Source organism: Novosphingobium flavum (genome assembly GCF_014230315.1).
Classification (GTDB): Bacteria; Pseudomonadota; Alphaproteobacteria; order Sphingomonadales; family Sphingomonadaceae; genus Novosphingobium; species Novosphingobium flavum.
Genome location: NZ_JACLAW010000002.1, coordinates 296,883 through 312,240, shown reverse-complemented (window position 1 = coordinate 312,240; position 15,358 = coordinate 296,883). Strand labels below are relative to the sequence as shown.

General features: G+C 68.0%; 22 protein-coding genes. 8 read left to right on the top strand and 14 right to left on the bottom strand.

Features of this window, described 5'->3' with window-relative positions:
- Nucleotides 1–123 precede the first annotated feature (123 nt).
- From H7F51_RS03430 to H7F51_RS03415, 4 genes are all read right to left on the bottom strand, one after another.
- Nucleotides 124–981, bottom strand: a complete 858-nt coding sequence (locus H7F51_RS03430; protein ID WP_185662808.1) for a metallophosphoesterase family protein — start codon at nucleotides 979–981, stop codon at nucleotides 124–126.
- Nucleotides 978–1,811 carry a diacylglycerol/lipid kinase family protein gene (locus H7F51_RS03425; protein WP_185662807.1) on the bottom strand — a complete coding sequence of 278 codons (834 nt, stop codon included), beginning with the start codon at nucleotides 1,809–1,811 and terminating at the stop codon, nucleotides 978–980. The genes H7F51_RS03430 and H7F51_RS03425 overlap by 4 nt, the downstream gene beginning before the upstream one ends.
- Before the next feature lie 38 nt (nucleotides 1,812–1,849).
- On the bottom strand, nucleotides 1,850–2,116 hold the full coding sequence (locus H7F51_RS03420) for a hypothetical protein (RefSeq protein ID WP_185662806.1): 267 nt from the start codon (nucleotides 2,114–2,116) through the stop codon (nucleotides 1,850–1,852).
- A gap of 110 nt (nucleotides 2,117–2,226) precedes the next feature.
- Nucleotides 2,227–3,750, bottom strand: coding sequence for a fumarate hydratase (locus H7F51_RS03415; protein ID WP_185662805.1), 1,524 nt, complete (start codon nucleotides 3,748–3,750; stop codon nucleotides 2,227–2,229).
- Between the two features lie 233 nt (nucleotides 3,751–3,983).
- Here H7F51_RS03415 and H7F51_RS03410 point away from each other — a divergent pair, with 233 nt between their 5' ends.
- The 5 genes from H7F51_RS03410 to H7F51_RS03390 are packed head-to-tail and all read left to right on the top strand — an operon-like array spanning nucleotide 3,984 to nucleotide 7,346.
- Nucleotides 3,984–4,571: a protein-L-isoaspartate O-methyltransferase family protein gene (locus H7F51_RS03410; protein WP_185662804.1), complete on the top strand. Its 588-nt coding sequence runs from the start codon at nucleotides 3,984–3,986 to the stop codon at nucleotides 4,569–4,571.
- A 1-nt stretch (nucleotide 4,572) separates the two neighbouring features.
- Nucleotides 4,573–6,081, top strand: a complete 1,509-nt coding sequence (locus H7F51_RS03405) for a TolC family outer membrane protein (protein ID WP_185662803.1) — start codon at nucleotides 4,573–4,575, stop codon at nucleotides 6,079–6,081.
- A 5-nt stretch (nucleotides 6,082–6,086) separates the two neighbouring features.
- Nucleotides 6,087–6,524, top strand: a complete 438-nt coding sequence (locus H7F51_RS03400; protein WP_185662802.1) for a DUF2497 domain-containing protein — start codon at nucleotides 6,087–6,089, stop codon at nucleotides 6,522–6,524.
- A gap of 31 nt (nucleotides 6,525–6,555) precedes the next feature.
- Nucleotides 6,556–6,984 (top strand): acyl-CoA thioesterase, encoded by a 429-nt coding sequence (locus H7F51_RS03395; protein WP_185662801.1) that lies wholly within the window; start codon nucleotides 6,556–6,558, stop codon nucleotides 6,982–6,984.
- Entirely contained in the window at nucleotides 6,981–7,346 is a 366-nt protein-coding gene (locus H7F51_RS03390) for a (2Fe-2S) ferredoxin domain-containing protein (protein ID WP_185662800.1), read from the top strand. The genes H7F51_RS03395 and H7F51_RS03390 overlap by 4 nt, the downstream gene beginning before the upstream one ends.
- On the opposite strand, the gene H7F51_RS03385 is transcribed toward H7F51_RS03390, so the two are convergent.
- Entirely contained in the window at nucleotides 7,334–7,633 is a 300-nt protein-coding gene (locus H7F51_RS03385; protein WP_185662799.1) for a hypothetical protein, read from the bottom strand. The two genes, H7F51_RS03390 and H7F51_RS03385, sit on opposite strands and share 13 nt — an antisense overlap.
- Before the next feature lie 143 nt (nucleotides 7,634–7,776).
- Here H7F51_RS03385 and H7F51_RS03380 point away from each other — a divergent pair, with 143 nt between their 5' ends.
- From H7F51_RS03380 to xth, 3 genes are all read left to right on the top strand, one after another.
- Nucleotides 7,777–8,208: a CBS domain-containing protein gene (locus tag H7F51_RS03380; RefSeq protein WP_185662798.1), complete on the top strand. Its 432-nt coding sequence runs from the start codon at nucleotides 7,777–7,779 to the stop codon at nucleotides 8,206–8,208.
- A 64-nt stretch (nucleotides 8,209–8,272) separates the two neighbouring features.
- Complete coding sequence (erpA, locus tag H7F51_RS03375) at nucleotides 8,273–8,605, top strand: iron-sulfur cluster insertion protein ErpA (protein ID WP_185662797.1); 333 nt, start codon at nucleotides 8,273–8,275, stop codon at nucleotides 8,603–8,605.
- Complete coding sequence (gene xth / locus H7F51_RS03370; RefSeq protein WP_185662796.1) at nucleotides 8,605–9,393, top strand: exodeoxyribonuclease III; 789 nt, start codon at nucleotides 8,605–8,607, stop codon at nucleotides 9,391–9,393. Before erpA ends, xth begins: the two co-directional genes overlap by 1 nt.
- A 259-nt stretch (nucleotides 9,394–9,652) precedes the next feature.
- On the opposite strand, the gene H7F51_RS03365 is transcribed toward xth, so the two are convergent.
- The 9 genes from H7F51_RS03365 to H7F51_RS03325 form a co-directional block, all read right to left on the bottom strand.
- A complete protein-coding gene (locus tag H7F51_RS03365) occupies nucleotides 9,653–10,333 on the bottom strand; it encodes a cell wall hydrolase (protein WP_185662795.1) in 681 nt (226 codons plus the stop codon).
- Between the two features lie 198 nt (nucleotides 10,334–10,531).
- Nucleotides 10,532–10,888 carry a DUF1491 family protein gene (locus H7F51_RS03360; protein WP_185662794.1) on the bottom strand — a complete coding sequence of 119 codons (357 nt, stop codon included), beginning with the start codon at nucleotides 10,886–10,888 and terminating at the stop codon, nucleotides 10,532–10,534.
- A complete protein-coding gene (locus H7F51_RS03355; RefSeq protein ID WP_185662793.1) occupies nucleotides 10,881–11,372 on the bottom strand; it encodes a PaaI family thioesterase in 492 nt (163 codons plus the stop codon). The genes H7F51_RS03360 and H7F51_RS03355 overlap by 8 nt, the downstream gene beginning before the upstream one ends.
- The gene (locus H7F51_RS03350) at nucleotides 11,347–11,808 is read right to left on the bottom strand and encodes a PTS sugar transporter subunit IIA (RefSeq protein WP_185662792.1); all 462 of its coding nucleotides are present in this window, start codon (nucleotides 11,806–11,808) and stop codon (nucleotides 11,347–11,349) included. The genes H7F51_RS03355 and H7F51_RS03350 overlap by 26 nt, the downstream gene beginning before the upstream one ends.
- A gap of 124 nt (nucleotides 11,809–11,932) precedes the next feature.
- Entirely contained in the window at nucleotides 11,933–12,514 is a 582-nt protein-coding gene (hpf, locus tag H7F51_RS03345) for a ribosome hibernation-promoting factor, HPF/YfiA family (protein WP_185662791.1), read from the bottom strand.
- A 20-nt stretch (nucleotides 12,515–12,534) separates the two neighbouring features.
- A complete protein-coding gene (gene dnaQ / locus H7F51_RS03340; protein WP_185662790.1) occupies nucleotides 12,535–13,224 on the bottom strand; it encodes a DNA polymerase III subunit epsilon in 690 nt (229 codons plus the stop codon).
- Between the two features lie 43 nt (nucleotides 13,225–13,267).
- Nucleotides 13,268–13,903 (bottom strand): dephospho-CoA kinase, encoded by a 636-nt coding sequence (gene coaE, locus H7F51_RS03335; RefSeq protein WP_343061184.1) that lies wholly within the window; start codon nucleotides 13,901–13,903, stop codon nucleotides 13,268–13,270.
- Entirely contained in the window at nucleotides 13,896–14,768 is an 873-nt protein-coding gene (locus H7F51_RS03330) for a shikimate dehydrogenase family protein (RefSeq protein WP_185662788.1), read from the bottom strand. The genes coaE and H7F51_RS03330 overlap by 8 nt, the downstream gene beginning before the upstream one ends.
- Nucleotides 14,768–15,349 (bottom strand): Maf family protein, encoded by a 582-nt coding sequence (locus H7F51_RS03325; protein WP_185662787.1) that lies wholly within the window; start codon nucleotides 15,347–15,349, stop codon nucleotides 14,768–14,770. Before H7F51_RS03325 ends, H7F51_RS03330 begins: the two co-directional genes overlap by 1 nt.
- Nucleotides 15,350–15,358 lie beyond the last annotated feature (9 nt).

The following is a 15,358-nucleotide window of genomic DNA, read 5'->3' as shown; positions in this document are numbered from 1 at the left end:
TGCGAGAGTCTGCCTCTGACACTACCCCGGCGTCGGAAGACGGATTGGGGTGCAGGGGTGTTAACCCCTGCATATTCCCTTGTTTCTGCTTGTATTTTTAACCCGCTTCGCGGGAAAGCAATCTCAGTGAACCGGCGGATCCTCGGCCGGAACCGCGCCGACCGGGGCGACCGGTTCGCCTGGCCGGCGCGGCGGCAGGGCGGTGGGCGGGACTTCGCTGACCTGCATGTCGGCCGTCGGCACGCGTTCGAGGTTGCGGACGCGGACGTGGACCTCGCGGCCGGTGATGGTGATCTCGTTGAAGCTTGGCGGGGTCGAGCGGACGCGCTGCGACAGGGTGCCGGCGCCGATCATGCGCAGGGGGCCGGCGGCGGTTTCCGCCGTGATGTCGAAGGGGTCGTGGACATGGCCGGTCAGCACGGCGAGGACGTTGCGCCGCGCAAGTTCTTCCATGGCACGGGCCCCGCCGATGGTCAGGGTGTGCCCGTCGGGTGCCTTTTCCGGCAGGGGGTGATGCGCGGTGACCACGGCGCGGGCGCCGGGCGGGAGGGCGTCGAGCGCGGCGAGGCAGGCCTTCAGCGCCGGCTCGCGGACCCAGCCGTCGACCCAGGGAAAGCGCCACTGGGCGCGAGTGACGGTCTGCAGCGGGATGATGTGGAGGTCACCCAGATCAAGCTCGCGCTCGAGCAGGCCCTCGATCGCGCGGAAGCGGCGATAGGGGGCGACGAAGCGCTCGACGAGGTTGAAATAGGGCATGTCGTGATTGCCCGGCTCGACCGTGACCGGGGCCGGCAGGGCGCCGATCCATTCACAGGCGGCCCGGAATTCGCGGTGACGGGCGCGCATGGTGAGATCGCCGGTGACTGCGACGGCGGCGGGCTGTTCGGCGGCGATGGCGCGTTCCGTCCAGTCCAGCGCGGCCTTGTCCTCCAGCCCGAAGTGCAGGTCGGAGATGTGGAAAAGGGTGATCGCGCCGCTCATGGCACGGTGACAAGCAGATCGAGCGCGAAGGGCGCAAGCGAAAACCGCTCCTGCCGCCCGCCCTCGCGCTTTTCGCCATCGACCATCAGGGCAAGGCCCTCACGCCCGAGCGAACGGCACAGGACCGCGCCGTGGGTGCCGAGATCGTCGTGCGGACCCTCGCGGAAGTTGCGGCGCAGGAGGGCGAGGCCCTGCTTGAAGTAGTCGGCGAGGGTCTCGGCGCCGTAACCCTCGACGGCCATCGCTTCGCCCGAGAGGCCCAGCCGCAGGCCGCGATAGCCTGCCGGATTGCCGAGCGGGGGATCGACCAGCGCGACCATGGCCCCGCTTGTGCTCTCGCGGATCGCCTTGGCTGCCTTTTCGGCGATCGGGGCAATGGCGCCCTCGCGCAGCCCTTCGCGCACCTCACTCCATTCGGCGCCCGGCCCGGCGAGCACTTCGACCAGGGCCGTGCCGCCCGACCAGCGGATGCAGGGACGGCGCTGGCGGCGCATCCCCGCGATGCGCGCGGCAATGGCCGGGGCATCCTCCTCGCCGTGGAGCGCACGGGCCAACAAGTTGGCCGTGCCCCCGGGCAGGACCAGCAGCGCCCCGCCCCACCCTTCGAGCGCCGTGGCCACGCCGTTCACCGTGCCATCGCCGGCCATGACCACGAGGGTATCGACCCCCGCGCTATCGAGCAGTCCGGGGCTGACCTTGCCCTCCTGCGCCTCGACCACGCGCGCCGGGGGCCGGCCCGCGCCCGCCAGCGCCGCCTGCACCGCTTCCACCAGTTCGGGCGAAAAGCTGCCGCTTGCCCGGTTCACCACCAGCCAGAGTGATCCGCTCATGCCCCGAACAGCGCAGCGGACCTCCAGACGTTCCCGGATCAGAGCCGCCGCGTGAGAATCAGCCAGGCCGAGACCGCGTTGATTGCGGTGTAGACCGCATAGCCCCAGGCCCAGCCGGGCGAGCCGCTGCTGACCAGCAGCATCGAGCCGAGCAGCATCATGAACTCGACGATCAGGCTGAACCGCCCGCCGAGCGGCCGGTAGAGCCAGGCCACCTGGGCAAGAATCGGATGGCCGCTTGCCAGCACCGCCCGATGCATCGCGAAATTGACGATGCCCAGCAGGAAGACGAAAACCAGCGCCATATTGCAAATGTAGCGACGGATCGGCCGAGCGCCAGAGCGGTTCGGCGAAAGGCCGGCGCGGACTGGCTCGCGGGGGCGCGGCGACCGGGCCGCGCCCCCGGGAACACTGCTCAGCTGGCCAGCAGGCCTTCTTCGGCGATCTTGCGCTTCCACACGAGGGGCGCGAGCTTGTGGACGTTCTGCCCTTCGGAATCGACCGCGACGGTGACCGGCATGTCTTCGACGGTGAATTCGTAGATCGCTTCCATGCCGAGATCCTCGAAGCCGACAACCTTGGAGGCCTTGATCGCGCGGGCGACGAGGTAAGCGGCGCCGCCGACGGCCATCAGGTAGGCCGACTGGTGCTTCGCGATCGACTCGGTGGCGGCCGGGCCGCGCTCGGCCTTGCCGACGCAGGCGAGCAGGCCCTGATCCAGCATCATGTCCATGAACGAGTCCATGCGGGTCGCGGTTGTCGGTCCGGCGGGGCCGACGACTTCATCGCGCACCGGATCGACCGGACCGACATAGTAGATCACCCGGCCCTTGAACTCGACCGGCAGTTCCTCACCGCGGGCGAGCATGTCCTTGATCCGCTTGTGCGCGGCATCGCGGCCGGTGAGCATCTTGCCGTTGAGCAGGATGCGGTCACCCTGCTTCCAGCTCTTCACCTCTTCGGCGGTCAGCGTATCGAGGTTGACGCGCCTGGCGGCCGAATCCGGCGCCCATTCGACCTGCGGCCATTCGTCGAGCCTGGGCGTCTCGAGGAAGGACGGGCCCGAGCCGTCGAGCGTGAAATGGGCGTGGCGGGTGGCGGCGCAGTTGGGGATCATCGCCACCGGCTTGGACGCGGCGTGGCACGGCGCGTCGAGGATCTTGACGTCGAGGATCGTGGCGAGGCCGCCAAGGCCCTGGGCCCCGATGCCGAGCGCGTTGACCTTGTCGAAGATCTCGATGCGCAGGGCCTCGATATCGTTCTGCGCCCCGCGCTGCTTGAGCGTGGCCATGTCGATCGGCTCCATCAGCGCCTGCTTGGCCAGCAGCATGCAGTGCTCGGCCGTGCCGCCGATGCCGATGCCGAGCATGCCCGGCGGGCACCAGCCGGCGCCCATCTGCGGCAGCATCTCGATCACCCAGTCGACGATCGAATCGCTGGGGTTCATCATCTTGAACTTGGTCTTGTTTTCCGAGCCGCCGCCCTTGGCCGCGACATCGACCGAGATGGTCTTGCCCGGGACCATGGTGACGTGAAGCACCGAGGGGGTGTTGTCCTTGGTGTTGCGGCGGGTGAAGGCGGGATCGGCCAGCACCGAGGCGCGCAGCTTGTTGTCGGCATTGTTGTAGGCGCGGCGCACGCCCTCATCGACCACTTCCTGAAGGCTGCGGCCGCTCTCGAGGCGGCAATCCTGGCCCCATTCGATGAACACGTTGACGATGCCGGTGTCCTGGCAGATCGGGCGGTGGCCTTCGGCGCACATCCGGCTGTTGGTCAGGATCTGCGCGATCGCGTCCTTGGCGGCGGGGCCGGCTTCGGCCTCATAGGCATCGCCGAGCGCCCGGATATAGTCCATCGGGTGATAGTAGCTGATGTACTGGAGCGCGTCGGCGACGCTCTCGATCAGGTCTTCCTCGCGAATAGTGACCATTCCGGACATAACGTGACGCACTCCGATGGGGCCAAAGGGCTCTTTGCGGCCCCCTTAGTCCCAAGGAGAACCCCGCGTAAAGCGGTGGTTTCACGTGAAACGCGCAGGCGTTGCCACGGGGCCACAGGCGGCCGGTGCCAGAGCGGTTGCATCTGCGAAAGGTCTTGGCGCGAACAGGGGATTTGCCTAACAGGGCGGGGTATTTTTTGGGCGAGGCCTGCTCGCCATGAAGGAATGGACGGATGACAGTTCTCGATGAGCGTCCGCTTGCCGCTCGCCGCGCGATGATCGACAGCCAGCTCCGCGTCAGCGGGGTGAACGAACCGGCCGTGCTGGCCGCGTTCGACGCCGTGGCGCGCGAGGATTTCGTGCCCGAGGCGCTCAAGGCCAATGCCTATATCGACCGTGCCCTGCCGCTGGAAGGCGGAGCCATGCTGCCCGCGCCGCTGGTTCACGGCCGCATGCTGATCGAGGCCCGGCCGGCGGCGGGCGAGGACGTACTGGTGGTTTCGGCCAGCGGCTACCTCGCCGCGCTGCTCGGCCAGTTCGGCTGCAAGGTCGCGGTGCAGGAACCGGCCGAGGCGGCCGCCGCGAAGAAGGGCAGCACGGTCAGCCTGATCCTGATCGACGGCGCGGTGGAACAGGTCCCGACGGGCCTTGCCGCGCGTCTTGCCGAAGGCGGCCGGATCGTGACCGGAACGGTGGAGCGCGGGGTGACCCGGCTCGCCTCGGGCACCAAGATCGGCGGGGCCCTGGCCCTTTTCCCGCTCGCGGACATCGGCATGCCGGTTCTCAGCGAATTCGCCGCGCCGAGGGCCTGGAGCTTCTGAAATGAGGCCGGAGGGGCGCGCAATCCTGCTGGGCGGCCCCGCCGCCCTGTTCGCCGCCATGCTCGTGGGCGGGCCGCTGCGGGCCGACGACCTGCGCGACGCGCTGGCCTCCGCTTACCAGACCAACCCCACGCTCGAGGCCGCGCGGGCCAACCAGCGCGCGGTTGACGCGGCCGTGCCGATCGCCCGCGCAGCGGGCCTGCCCTCGCTCGGCAGCACCGCCAGCTACACCGAATACGTCAAGCGCAGCACCGAGGATTCGACCGCCCCGACGCGCTCGGTCGACCTGTCGGCCAGCCTTTCGGTCCCGGTCTATTCCGGCGGCGCGGTGAAGAATTCGGTGCGCGCGGCCGAAACCCGGGTCGTGGCCGGACGGGCGGACCTGCGCGGGACCGAGAGCGGGATCTTTTCCCAGGTCGTCGCCGCCTATCTCGACGTGATCCGCGATCAGGCGATCGTCGGCCTCAACCGCAACAACGTCGAGGTGCTCGACGTCAACCTGACCGCGACCCGCGACCGCTTCGAGATCGGCGACCTCACCCGCACCGACGTCGCCCAGTCCCAGGCCCGCCTCGCCCAGGCGCGCAGCGACCTGCGCACGGCCGAGGCGACGCTGGCCGGCAGCCGGGAAAACTACATCAGCCTCGTCGGCAAGGTCCCGGCCGACCTCCAGCCGCCGCCGCCGCTGCCCGGCATGCCCGCCAGCCCCGAGGAGGCCGTGTCCGTCGCGCTCGAATCCAATCCCGACCTGATCGCCGCGCACGAACGCAGCAAGGCCGCCGGGTTTGACAGCAGCGCCGCCGGCGCCGGACGGCTGCCGAAGGTCAGCGTCTTTTCGGGGGCGGCCTACAGCGACTATCTCGACACGCTCGGCGGCTCGGCCGCGCCGCTGTTCCAGCAGCGTTCGACCACGGCCCAGGCAGGGGTGCGCGCCACGATTCCGCTGTTCCAGGGCGGCCTGCCCGCCGCCCAGCAGCGCCAGGCCCAAGCCCGCGAAGGGGCCACGCTGGAGCAGGAAATCGGCGCCGAGCGCGCGGTGATCGCCACGGTGCGCACCTACTACCAGCAGTGGAAAGCGGCGAACGACGTGATCACGTCCAGCCAGTCCGCCGTCGATGCCGCGAGCCTCAGCCTTGAGGGCGTGCGGGCGGAAAACTCGGTCGGCAACCGCACGATTCTCGACATTCTCAACGCCGAGCAGGAACTGCTCAACGCGCAGGTCGTGCTGGTTCGCGCCCGCCGCAATGCCTATGTCGCGGGCTTCAGCCTGCTGGCCGCGATGGGCAAGGCCCAGGCGCGCGATCTCGGGCTCGAAGGGGGCATGCTTTACGACCCGGAAATCAATTACCGCCGGGTGCGGAGCGACATTTTCGACTGGTCGCGCGATCCCGCGCCGGTTGCCCGGTCAACACGAACGGTTGACACGCCCGCGCAGGACGGTTCAATTTCCGCAAAAGATGCCGCGGCATCAGGGGCTTCGATTCAAGCCCAGAACAAGGCGGGGAATTGATCGCGATGCGCCAGACGAGCGAACCTTCGGTCGAGGAAATTCTCGAATCGATCAAGAAAGTCATCGCGCGTGACAATCGCGCCGCCGAAACTGGCCGCCCGACCGTTCCGGCGGGCCAGCCTGCCGCCCTCGACGACTCCTATGACGAGGAGGAGGAGGACGAAGTGCTCGACCTCTCCGAATCGTCGGTCCTGGCCGATCCCGCGCCACTGATTGCCGATGCCGCCATCTCCTCGATGCGCGAATCGCTTGCCGCCCTCGCCACGATTTCCGCGCCGGGGGTGGCCCCGCAGATCGTCCGCTCGGGCGAGACTTCGCTCGAAGGGCTGGTGCGCGACATGCTGCGCCCGATGCTGGCCGACTGGCTCGACAAGAACCTGCCGCCGCTGGTGGAACGGCTGGTCGCGGCCGAGATCAGCCGGATCGTAGGCAAGAAGGGCTGAACGCGGCGGGTTTCGCCGGCAAGACCCGACCATGGCCAAGCCCGATCCCGCCCTGCTCGATCCCGCGCGCTATCCGCACGCTCGTGACGTGGCGACCCGCTACGCCGATCTCGACCCCAACCGCCACGTCAACAACATCGCCATGGCGGCCCTGTTCGAGGATTCGCGGGCGCGGCTGGTCCATGAGCTTGATTCCGGCTGGATCGGCAGCCTGGCGGTGATGATCGTCAACTTCACGATCGATTATCTCGGCCAGGCCCATTACCCGGCGCCGCTGACCCTGCATTCGGCGGTGATCGCGGTGGGCCGCACCAGCATGACCCTGCTCCAGCTCGCCCGGCAGGAGGGCCGCGCAGTGGCCATCGCAACCACGGTGGTGGTCCTTACCGACGGCGAGCGGCCCGTGCCGATTCCCGATCACTGGCGGCCGGCCATGGCCGCGCTGGAGCTGCGTTCATGAACGATCCCGCCGAGCTTGCCCGCGCCCGCGAGGCCCTGACCATCAACGGCGGCGACGGGATCACGCGGCACATCTTCCTCTGCGCCGAGCCGCAGAAGGGCGAATGCTGCTCGCCCGAAGTCGGCGCGCCCGCGTGGAAATTCCTCAAGAAGCGGCTCAAGCAGCTCGGGCTCGACCGCAGCGGCGGCATTGCGCGGACCAAGGCCGATTGCCTCAAGATCTGCGCGGCAGGGCCGGTGGCGGTCGTCTGGCCGGACGGGGTCTGGTATCACTCCTGCACCCCCGAAGCGCTCGAACGGATCATCCAGGAGCATCTCGTCGGCGGGGTTCCGGTCGAGGATTTCCGGCTCTACCCCGCCTGATCCTCATCGCTCAGCGGGTCCACCACCGCGGCATCGTGCCCGGTGCCGCTGGAGAGGAAGACGAGCCCCATCAGCGCTGCGGTGAGCAGCATCATCCCGCCAATGCCCAGCGCGGCGGCGATGAACAGGTTGATCGAGACGAACCCCTCGAGCCAGTAGAGCAGCGCCAGCACCGCCGCGACCACCGCCGCCGTGACCCAGGCCATGGCCCGGAAAATGCGGCGGAAGCGCGCCCAGGCATGGGCCGCGTTGCGGGGATCGTCCAGCGGGGAGGAAGGCACCGGCATTCCCTTCAGATGGCCTTCCCCGCCGGCCCTTGCAACTCCTGCCGAGGCGAATTTCCAACCCGCCGAATCGGGTGGGCTCCATCTGGCGCGAGGCCCGGAAAAGTGTCATCCTGCCGCTCAGGGATAAGAGGGAGAGCTGAACGATGACCATTGCGCGCGTTCTGGCCGGCAAGAAGATCACCGAGGTCTTCTCCGCCACGGCCGACATGTCGGTCCAGCAGGCCGTGGCCATCCTGGCCGCCAACCGGATCGGCGCCCTGCCGGTGCTGGACGGCGAAAAGCTGGTCGGCATCTTTTCCGAACGCGACCTGATTTACTGCGCCGCGAAGGAAGGCGGCACCGCGCTCGACCGCCCGGTGCGCGAGGTGATGACCGCCAATCCCTTCACCGCCACGCATGAAGTGTCCGTGCTCGAAGCCCTCGCCCTGATGACGCAGCGCCGCATCCGCCACCTGCCGGTGATCCACGAGGGCGCCCTCGTCGGCCTGATCTCGATCGGCGACCTCGTGAAATTCCGCATCGACGCGATCGAGGCCGAAGCCGAGGCCATGCGGAATTACATCCAGACCGCCTAGGGTTGGCGCCCAAAGCCCGCTGGACGGTTGCCGCCGGGCCTGCGGGCTCCTACATCGGCGGATGATGGAAAACCCCGCCCTTACCCTCAGCCCGGCTGCCGCCAAGCGCGTCGCCGCCATTGCCGCCAAGCAGGGCAAGCCTGCGATCCTGCGCCTGAGCGTGGAAGGAGGCGGCTGTTCGGGTTTCCAGTACAAGTTCGCCCTCGCCGACACGGCGGAAGCGGATGACAGCGTGAGCGAGACCGACGGCGTCGCCCTGGTGGTCGATCCGATGAGCCTCGACCTGATTTCGGGCTCGGTGGTCGACTATGTCGAATCGCTGGGCGGCGCGGCCTTTCGGGTGGAAAATCCCCAGGCTGCCGCGTCCTGTGGCTGCGGGTCGAGCTTCGCCGTCTGATGCCCGGCAAGATCAGGGTCGCCTCGTTCAACATCAACGGAATCAAGGCGCGCCTGCCGCGCCTGCTCGAATGGCTGGAGGAAACGCGGCCTTCGGTCGCCTGCCTACAGGAGATCAAGACCCAGGACGAAGGCTTCCCCGCCGCCGAGTTCGAGAAGATCGGCTACGGCGCGATCTGGCATGGCCAGAAGGGCTTCAACGGCGTGGCCATGCTGGCCGACGGGCAGCAGCCGGTCGAGGTCCAGCGCGGGCTGGCCGGCGATCCGGAGGATCTCCACTCGCGCTATCTCGAGGCGGACGTGTTCGGCCTGCGCGTCGCGGGCATCTACCTGCCCAACGGCAACCCGGTGCCCGGCCCCAAGTTCGACTACAAGCTGAGGTGGATGGAGCGCCTGCGCGCCCGGATGGCCGAGATCGCCGCCGAGGAACTGCCTGCCATCGTCACCGGCGATTTCAACGTCATCCCGGAAGACAAGGACGTCTGGTCGCCCAAGGCGATGGAAGCCGACGCCCTGATGCAGCCCGAATCCCGCGATGCCTATGCCCGCCTCCTCGCCGACGGCTGGACCGACGCGATCGACACGCTCAACCCGCGCGGCGGGGTCTGGACCTTCTGGGACTATCAGGCCGGGGCATGGCAGCGCGACCACGGCTTCCGCATCGACCACGCCCTGCTCTCGCCCGAACTGGCCGACCGTCTGATCGCCGCGGGCGTCGACAAGGAATACCGCGGCCGGGAAAAGGCCAGCGACCACACCCCGGTGTGGGTCGACCTGCGGGTTGAATGAGGCGGCAGTCCTAAAGCAGGAAATGAAGGGGAAGACTCCGGGGCCATAGGCCCCAGACCCCAACCCCGTCTCCCGGCGCCGATGGAGTGCGCAAGGCAGCCTTTCAGACTGCCCCATCGCCGGAAGACGTTTCGGGGTGCAGGGGTATTAACCCCTGCACAACTCATTGTTTTCATCCTGCTTCGCGCCAGCCCGCAAACGAAAACCGCCGCCTCCCGGTGGGAAGCGGCGGCCTTCTGCGACCCGAAAAGCTATGCGCTCAACGGTAGAAAACGTGATTGTCGATCCGGGCGACGCGCTTCATCCGCCAGCCCGGCGAGACGCGCGCGGCGTGAAAGTAGAGGGCGCCTTCGGCCTGGCTGGTCCACGAGCCTTCGTCGGCGATCTGGGCCAGGGCAACGGCCCGCTGCCACGCGGTGGAGCTGCGATTGAAGCTGGGCATCGCATTGCCGCGAATGAAGGAGAACTGCGAGGGCTGATAGACCACGCCGCAGTAGGAGGCCGGGAAGCGGCCCGAACGTGCGCGGTTGACCACCACGCGGCCGACAGCCAGCTGACCTTCGAGGGTTTCGCTCTTGGCTTCGAAATAGATCGCGCCGGCAAGGCATTCCAGCTCGCGCGAGGGTTCGACGGCAGCGGACTGCTCGGACACGAGTTCAGCCAGGCTATCGGCGTCATCGGCTTCCGTCACCGGCGGCGGCGGCATTTCATCGCGCGGATTGACGCGCGGCGCGGCCAGCTCGGGATAGGAAGCAGGAAGAATATTGTCGGGGGTCCCCGCGGCGGCCGATGCGGCAGCGCCTTGCGGGAGAATCGCCTGACGAGCGGAAACCGGGTTTCTCGCTTCGGCGGCGGCGCCGGAACCATCGGCGCTGACAAGGGTAAACCCAAGAGTGAGTGCCACGGCGATGGCACTGGCGATATCGAGCTTACGGCTCATAGCAACGTCTTTATCGGCGGTGAGCTCGCCCGCGCGGGTGCGTCGATCAACGATCAGGTTCTGGAAAGACCCCCATCGTCCGTCGCCGGAAAACCCGCCGGCTGCCCCCCGTCTGCGTGCCAGTCTAGGTGCCTTTGTGCCCCGTCGACCGCCTGCGCATAAGTGGAGGCGGCCGTTTGGTTTTGCGGCGCAGCAATGTCAACCCGGATTCGGCCGCCCCGGGATGAAGCGTTCGGGCTTCGGGATGTCCAGTTCGACGATCCACAGGTCGGGGTCCTGCCGGCGGCGGCGGTCAAGCCACTCCGAGAAGGCTCCGGGCTCCTCGCGCGACTCGGCGCGCGACAGGGTCCAGCGCCGTCCGCCGGAGGGATCGGGCATCCGTTCCCAGGCGCGCTGGTCGCTGCCGTTTTCCACGAGGACGATAAGAATCGTGCCTGCCTCCGGCTCGCCCTTGGCCAGGACCATGCCGAAACCCCCTTCCTGCTGGACCCGGCGCAGCAGGCCGCCGACCTCGATATGGGCCGGTAGCCGGGCTTCCTCGGAAGAGTCAGTCAAGCCGGTAGCCCGGCAGGCCCGAGAGCGGGATGTGCGAGCGCATGAAGGTGCCCGTCCCCCGGCCGATCTCCTCGCCCTCGTCGTCGAGCAGGCGGCTTTCGGCGACCAGCACCCGGCGGCGGCCGCTGATCCAGCGTCCCTCGGCCACGACCATGCCGTAGCGGACCGGCCGGACGAAGTGCAGGTTGAACGAGGTCGTCAGCAGGAAGCGGTCGGTGATCAGGGTATTGGCCGCGTAGAAGGCGGCATCGTCGAGCATCTTGAAGTAGATCGTGCCATGCGCCGCGCCGGCGGCATGGTGCACGCGCTCGTCGATGGTGAAGGTGATCCGTGCCGCGCCCTCGGCGGTTATCGCGAGGTGCGAATTGAACAGGTGGTTGATCGGCGCGGCGGCATAGAGGTTCTCCAGCGCCCGCCAATGGAGCGAAGCGCCGGGAACGTCGCCGGCACCGCCCGTGTCAGGCGGCGTCGCGGTCGATGACATTGCAGAGCAGCCCGTAAAGCGCCTCGGCCCCCGGAGCCTCGGACAGCGAATGGTGCATCCGCTCGTCGCGCATCAGCCGCGAGATCGCGGCGAGGGCATGAAGGTGCGCCGCACCCGCCTGTTCCGGGGAGAGCAGGCCGAAGACAATGTCGACCGGCATGCCGTCGGCCGCTTCGAAGGCGACCGGCTGTTCGAGCCGCAGAAACACCGCGACCGGGCGGGACAGGCCATCGATCCGCGCGTGGGGAATGGCCACGCCGCGCCCGAACCCGGTGCTGCCGAGGCGCTCGCGCTCCTCGATCCGTTCGAGGACATTGGAAGCATCGAGCCCGTAGACGCCGGCAAAGCGATCCGCCAGCTGGCGCAGGATGGCATCCTTGTCATTGGCGCCAATCGTGCCGACGGCTTCGGGAAGAAGGGTGAAAAGAGCACTCATTGCTGTTCGTGTCGCCTGTCATGCGGCGCGCGCGGCATCAGCCGATGCCGCCCGTGCCGCCGCTTACCCGGCTAGGCCGGGCCCCTCCTCCTGGGAAACGCCTGGGATGGCGCGCGGTTGCGCGTCAGGATGGCTCGACCCAGCCGATCGATCCATCGCCGCGGCGGTAAACCATATTATACCCTCCGGTGCCAGCGTTTTTGAAGAGCAAGGCGTTGGTATTGCGCAGGTCCAGCATCATCACCGCGTCGGAAACGGTCGCCTCGGGCACGTCGACCTTGGTCTCGGCGATGACCAGCGGGGCATCGAGCGAGACTTCCTCGGCTTCGACCTCGGGCTCGGCGAAGACGACATAGGCGGCTTCCTCGTAGGCGGCCTCCTCGGTCTTCACCGCGAAGGTCGATTGCTCGTGCCGGTCCTTCAGCCTCCGCTTGTAGCGCCTGAGCTGCTTGTCGACCTTTTCCGCCGCTTGGTCGAGCGCGGCATGGGCATCATGGGCTATGGCCGCGCCCTTGAGGATCATCCCGTGCATCACGTGAGTCACGATATCGCAGCGAAAGGCCCCGGCGGGCGCGCGATTGAAGGTCACCTGACTGGACAGGGCCCGGTTGAAGTACTTGTCGACAACCGCGGCCAGCCGCTCGTTGGCATGCTGCTGCAGGGCTTCACCGGTGACGACCTGATGACCCGAGACGCGAATGTCCATTGATACTTCTCCTTACGTATTCAGGCTCCCCCGCTCCAGAGCGGCGCCTTGACCGTCTCCAGAAACGCGGCGTGAGCCGCCAGTTCCGCCTCGCTCGCCCCATGGGGACGGGCCGGACGGAAAACCCGTTCGCGCGTGACGACCGTGACCTGGGCCACGATCGGGTCGGCGGCGTCGGCGGCCAGTTCGAGCCCGATCTGGCGACCGCCGGTCAGCTCGACGTAGACCTGCGCGAGCAGCTCCGCGTCGAGCAGAGCGCCGTGTTTGGTGCGGTGGCTGCGATCGATCCCGTAGCGGGTGCACAGCGCATCGAGCGAGTTCTTCGCCCCCGGGTGCCGCATCCGCGCGATCTTGACCGTGTCCACCATCCGGCTGTGGCACACCGGCTCCTGCCCGCATTGCGCAAGCTCAAAATTGATGAACCCGAAGTCGAATCCGGCATTGTGGGCCACCAGCGGCGAATCGCCGATGAAATCGATGAACTCGCCGCACTTGTCCGCGAACAGCGGCTTGTCCGCCAGGAAAGCCGCGGAAAGCCCGTGTACCGCCTCGGCCTCTGCCGGCATATCGCGCTGGGGATTGAAATAGGCGTGGTAGACGGCGCCGGTAGGAACCCGGTTGACCAGCTCGACGCAGCCTATTTCCACCAGGCGATCACCCGTCTTGGGGTCGAGACCGGTGGTTTCGGTGTCGAAGATGATCTCACGCATTTGACCAACATATCGGACTGCGAAGCCGCCTGCGCAAGTGGGATTACGCCGGGCCGAGGGAGGAAAGACGGTCAACGAGTGCGGCCACCGCATGACGGGTCTCGGCCAGCGAGGTTCCGGTGTCGATCACATGGTCGGCCCGGGCCCGCTTTTCCGCGTCTGGCACTTGAAGTTTCAGGATTTTCTCGAACTTTTCCGGGCTCATGCCGGGCCGGGCAAGGACCCGCGTCCGCTGAACTTCGGGGCTGGCCGAGACCACCAAGACGGCATCGACCCTGGCCCAGCCGCCCTTCTCGAAAAGCAGCGGAATGTCGAAAACCACCAGCGGCGCACCCGAATGGTCGGCCAGGAAGGCTTCGCGCATTGCGGCAACGGCGGGATGAACGATTGATTCGAGTCGCGCGAGTCGCTCCGGCTTGCCGAAAACTTCAGCGCCGAGCCGGGCGCGGGCGACTCCCTCGGGCCCGGTCGTACCCGGAAATTCCGCCTCGATCGCGCCCAGCAGCGCCCCGCCCGGACCTTGCAGCGCATGGACCGCGGCATCGGCATCGAACACCGGCACGCCCAGCCCGGCGAACATCGCCGCCACGGCTGACTTGCCCATGCCGATCGAGCCGGTCAGCCCGAGGATATAGGGCCTGCCGCGCGAAAGAGCCGGCGCGGGGCCGGGTTCAGCCACCGGTGATGATCCGCCGCAACTCGGCGTCACGGCCACGCGGGGGGCGCTGGCCGAAGAAGCGGGCAAAGGCATGGTCGGCCTGCCCGATCAGCATGGCGAGGCCGTCGACCGTCTCATGCCCGGCGGCGCGCGCGGCCTTGAGGAAATCGGTATCGAGCGGGCTGGTCACGATATCGTAAGCCACGCTGCCTGGCGGGGCATGGGTCCAGTCGAACGGCAGCGGCGGCTGGCCGGTCATGCCAAGCAGGCTGGCATTGACCACAAGGTCGAGCAGGCCGTCGCGGTCGTCGAAGGCGAAATCGGTCGGCTCGGCGAAATGGGCAATGGGAGCCGCGTGATGCTCGCCTTTGGGGTCGAGTTCATCGAGCAGGGCCCGTGCCTTATCCGGGTTGCGCCCGGCGAGCACGATGACGAAGCCGTTCTGCGCCAGGCCCACGATCACCGCCCGCGCCGCCCCGCCCGTGCCGATCACCCGCGCCATGCGGAACAGGTGATTGCGCCCGAGCAGCGGCTGGAGCGGTTCGAGGAAGCCGGGCACGTCGGTGTTGTAGCCGACCAGCTGGCCGCCTTCGGGCACGACCGTATTCACCGCGCCGACCTGCGCGGCGAGCGGGTCGATCCGGTCGAGCAGCGCCATCACCGCCTGCTTGTGCGGCATGGTAACATTGCAACCGCGCCAGTCGGGATCGCTGCGCCGCGCGGCGATATAGTCGGCCAGCCCCTCGGCCTTGACATGGCAGTGGCGATAGTCGCCCTCCAGCCCCAGTTCGGCCAGCCAGAACCGGTGAATCGCCGGACTTTTCGACTGGGCGATGGGATCGCCGATCACTTCAGCGTAAGGCAGGTTTGCACGGGTTTGGCCCATCAGGCCATCTCCCCCTGCTCGCGCAGCGCGCCCAGCACGGCCAGCAGCGGCATGCCCAGCACGGTGAAATGATCGCCCTCGATGCGCTCGAACAATTGCACCCCTCGCCCCTCGATCCGGAAAACACCGACACATCCGGCCACTTCGGGCCATTCGTGGGCGAGGTATTCGGCGATGAAAGGTTCGGCAAGGGGCCGCACGGCCAGCCGCGCCACCTGCGCCGCCTGCCATACCACCTTGCCGCCCCGCGCCAGCGCCGCGGCGCTGTGCAGTTCCATGGTCTTGCCCGAAAAGAAGCGCAGGTGCCCGGCCGCCGCCTCGCGGCTCTCGGGCTTGTCGAACCGCCGGCCATCGCAGACCACTAGGCTGTCCGAGCCGAGCACCAGCCGCTCGGGATGAAGCTCGGACACGGCCAGCGCCTTGGCCCCGGCAAGGGCCAGCGCCACCGCTTCGGGCGCGGCCCCGCCGAGCCGGGCTTCGAGCGCGCGCTCGTCCACCCGCGCGGGCAGCGCCATGAACGGCACCCCGGCGCCTTCCAGCATGGCGCGGCGCGAGGCGCTTTGCGAAGCGAGAATGAGCATGCGTTTTTC

Coding starts and splice junctions, on each gene's coding strand:
- H7F51_RS03430 (WP_185662808.1), bottom strand. CDS start 981: ATGAGCGGCGCGATCACCCTTTTCCACATCTCCGACCTGCACTTCGGG.
- H7F51_RS03425 (WP_185662807.1), bottom strand. CDS start 1,811: ATGAGCGGATCACTCTGGCTGGTGGTGAACCGGGCAAGCGGCAGCTTT.
- H7F51_RS03420 (WP_185662806.1), bottom strand. CDS start 2,116: ATGGCGCTGGTTTTCGTCTTCCTGCTGGGCATCGTCAATTTCGCGATG.
- H7F51_RS03415 (WP_185662805.1), bottom strand. CDS start 3,750: ATGTCCGGAATGGTCACTATTCGCGAGGAAGACCTGATCGAGAGCGTC.
- H7F51_RS03410 (WP_185662804.1), top strand. CDS start 3,984: ATGACAGTTCTCGATGAGCGTCCGCTTGCCGCTCGCCGCGCGATGATC.
- H7F51_RS03405 (WP_185662803.1), top strand. CDS start 4,573: ATGAGGCCGGAGGGGCGCGCAATCCTGCTGGGCGGCCCCGCCGCCCTG.
- H7F51_RS03400 (WP_185662802.1), top strand. CDS start 6,087: ATGCGCCAGACGAGCGAACCTTCGGTCGAGGAAATTCTCGAATCGATC.
- H7F51_RS03395 (WP_185662801.1), top strand. CDS start 6,556: ATGGCCAAGCCCGATCCCGCCCTGCTCGATCCCGCGCGCTATCCGCAC.
- H7F51_RS03390 (WP_185662800.1), top strand. CDS start 6,981: ATGAACGATCCCGCCGAGCTTGCCCGCGCCCGCGAGGCCCTGACCATC.
- H7F51_RS03385 (WP_185662799.1), bottom strand. CDS start 7,633: ATGCCGGTGCCTTCCTCCCCGCTGGACGATCCCCGCAACGCGGCCCAT.
- H7F51_RS03380 (WP_185662798.1), top strand. CDS start 7,777: ATGACCATTGCGCGCGTTCTGGCCGGCAAGAAGATCACCGAGGTCTTC.
- erpA (WP_185662797.1), top strand. CDS start 8,273: ATGGAAAACCCCGCCCTTACCCTCAGCCCGGCTGCCGCCAAGCGCGTC.
- xth (WP_185662796.1), top strand. CDS start 8,605: ATGCCCGGCAAGATCAGGGTCGCCTCGTTCAACATCAACGGAATCAAG.
- H7F51_RS03365 (WP_185662795.1), bottom strand. CDS start 10,333: ATGAGCCGTAAGCTCGATATCGCCAGTGCCATCGCCGTGGCACTCACT.
- H7F51_RS03355 (WP_185662793.1), bottom strand. CDS start 11,372: ATGTCATCGACCGCGACGCCGCCTGACACGGGCGGTGCCGGCGACGTT.
- H7F51_RS03350 (WP_185662792.1), bottom strand. CDS start 11,808: ATGAGTGCTCTTTTCACCCTTCTTCCCGAAGCCGTCGGCACGATTGGC.
- hpf (WP_185662791.1), bottom strand. CDS start 12,514: ATGGACATTCGCGTCTCGGGTCATCAGGTCGTCACCGGTGAAGCCCTG.
- dnaQ (WP_185662790.1), bottom strand. CDS start 13,224: ATGCGTGAGATCATCTTCGACACCGAAACCACCGGTCTCGACCCCAAG.
- H7F51_RS03330 (WP_185662788.1), bottom strand. CDS start 14,768: ATGGGCCAAACCCGTGCAAACCTGCCTTACGCTGAAGTGATCGGCGAT.
- H7F51_RS03325 (WP_185662787.1), bottom strand. CDS start 15,349: ATGCTCATTCTCGCTTCGCAAAGCGCCTCGCGCCGCGCCATGCTGGAA.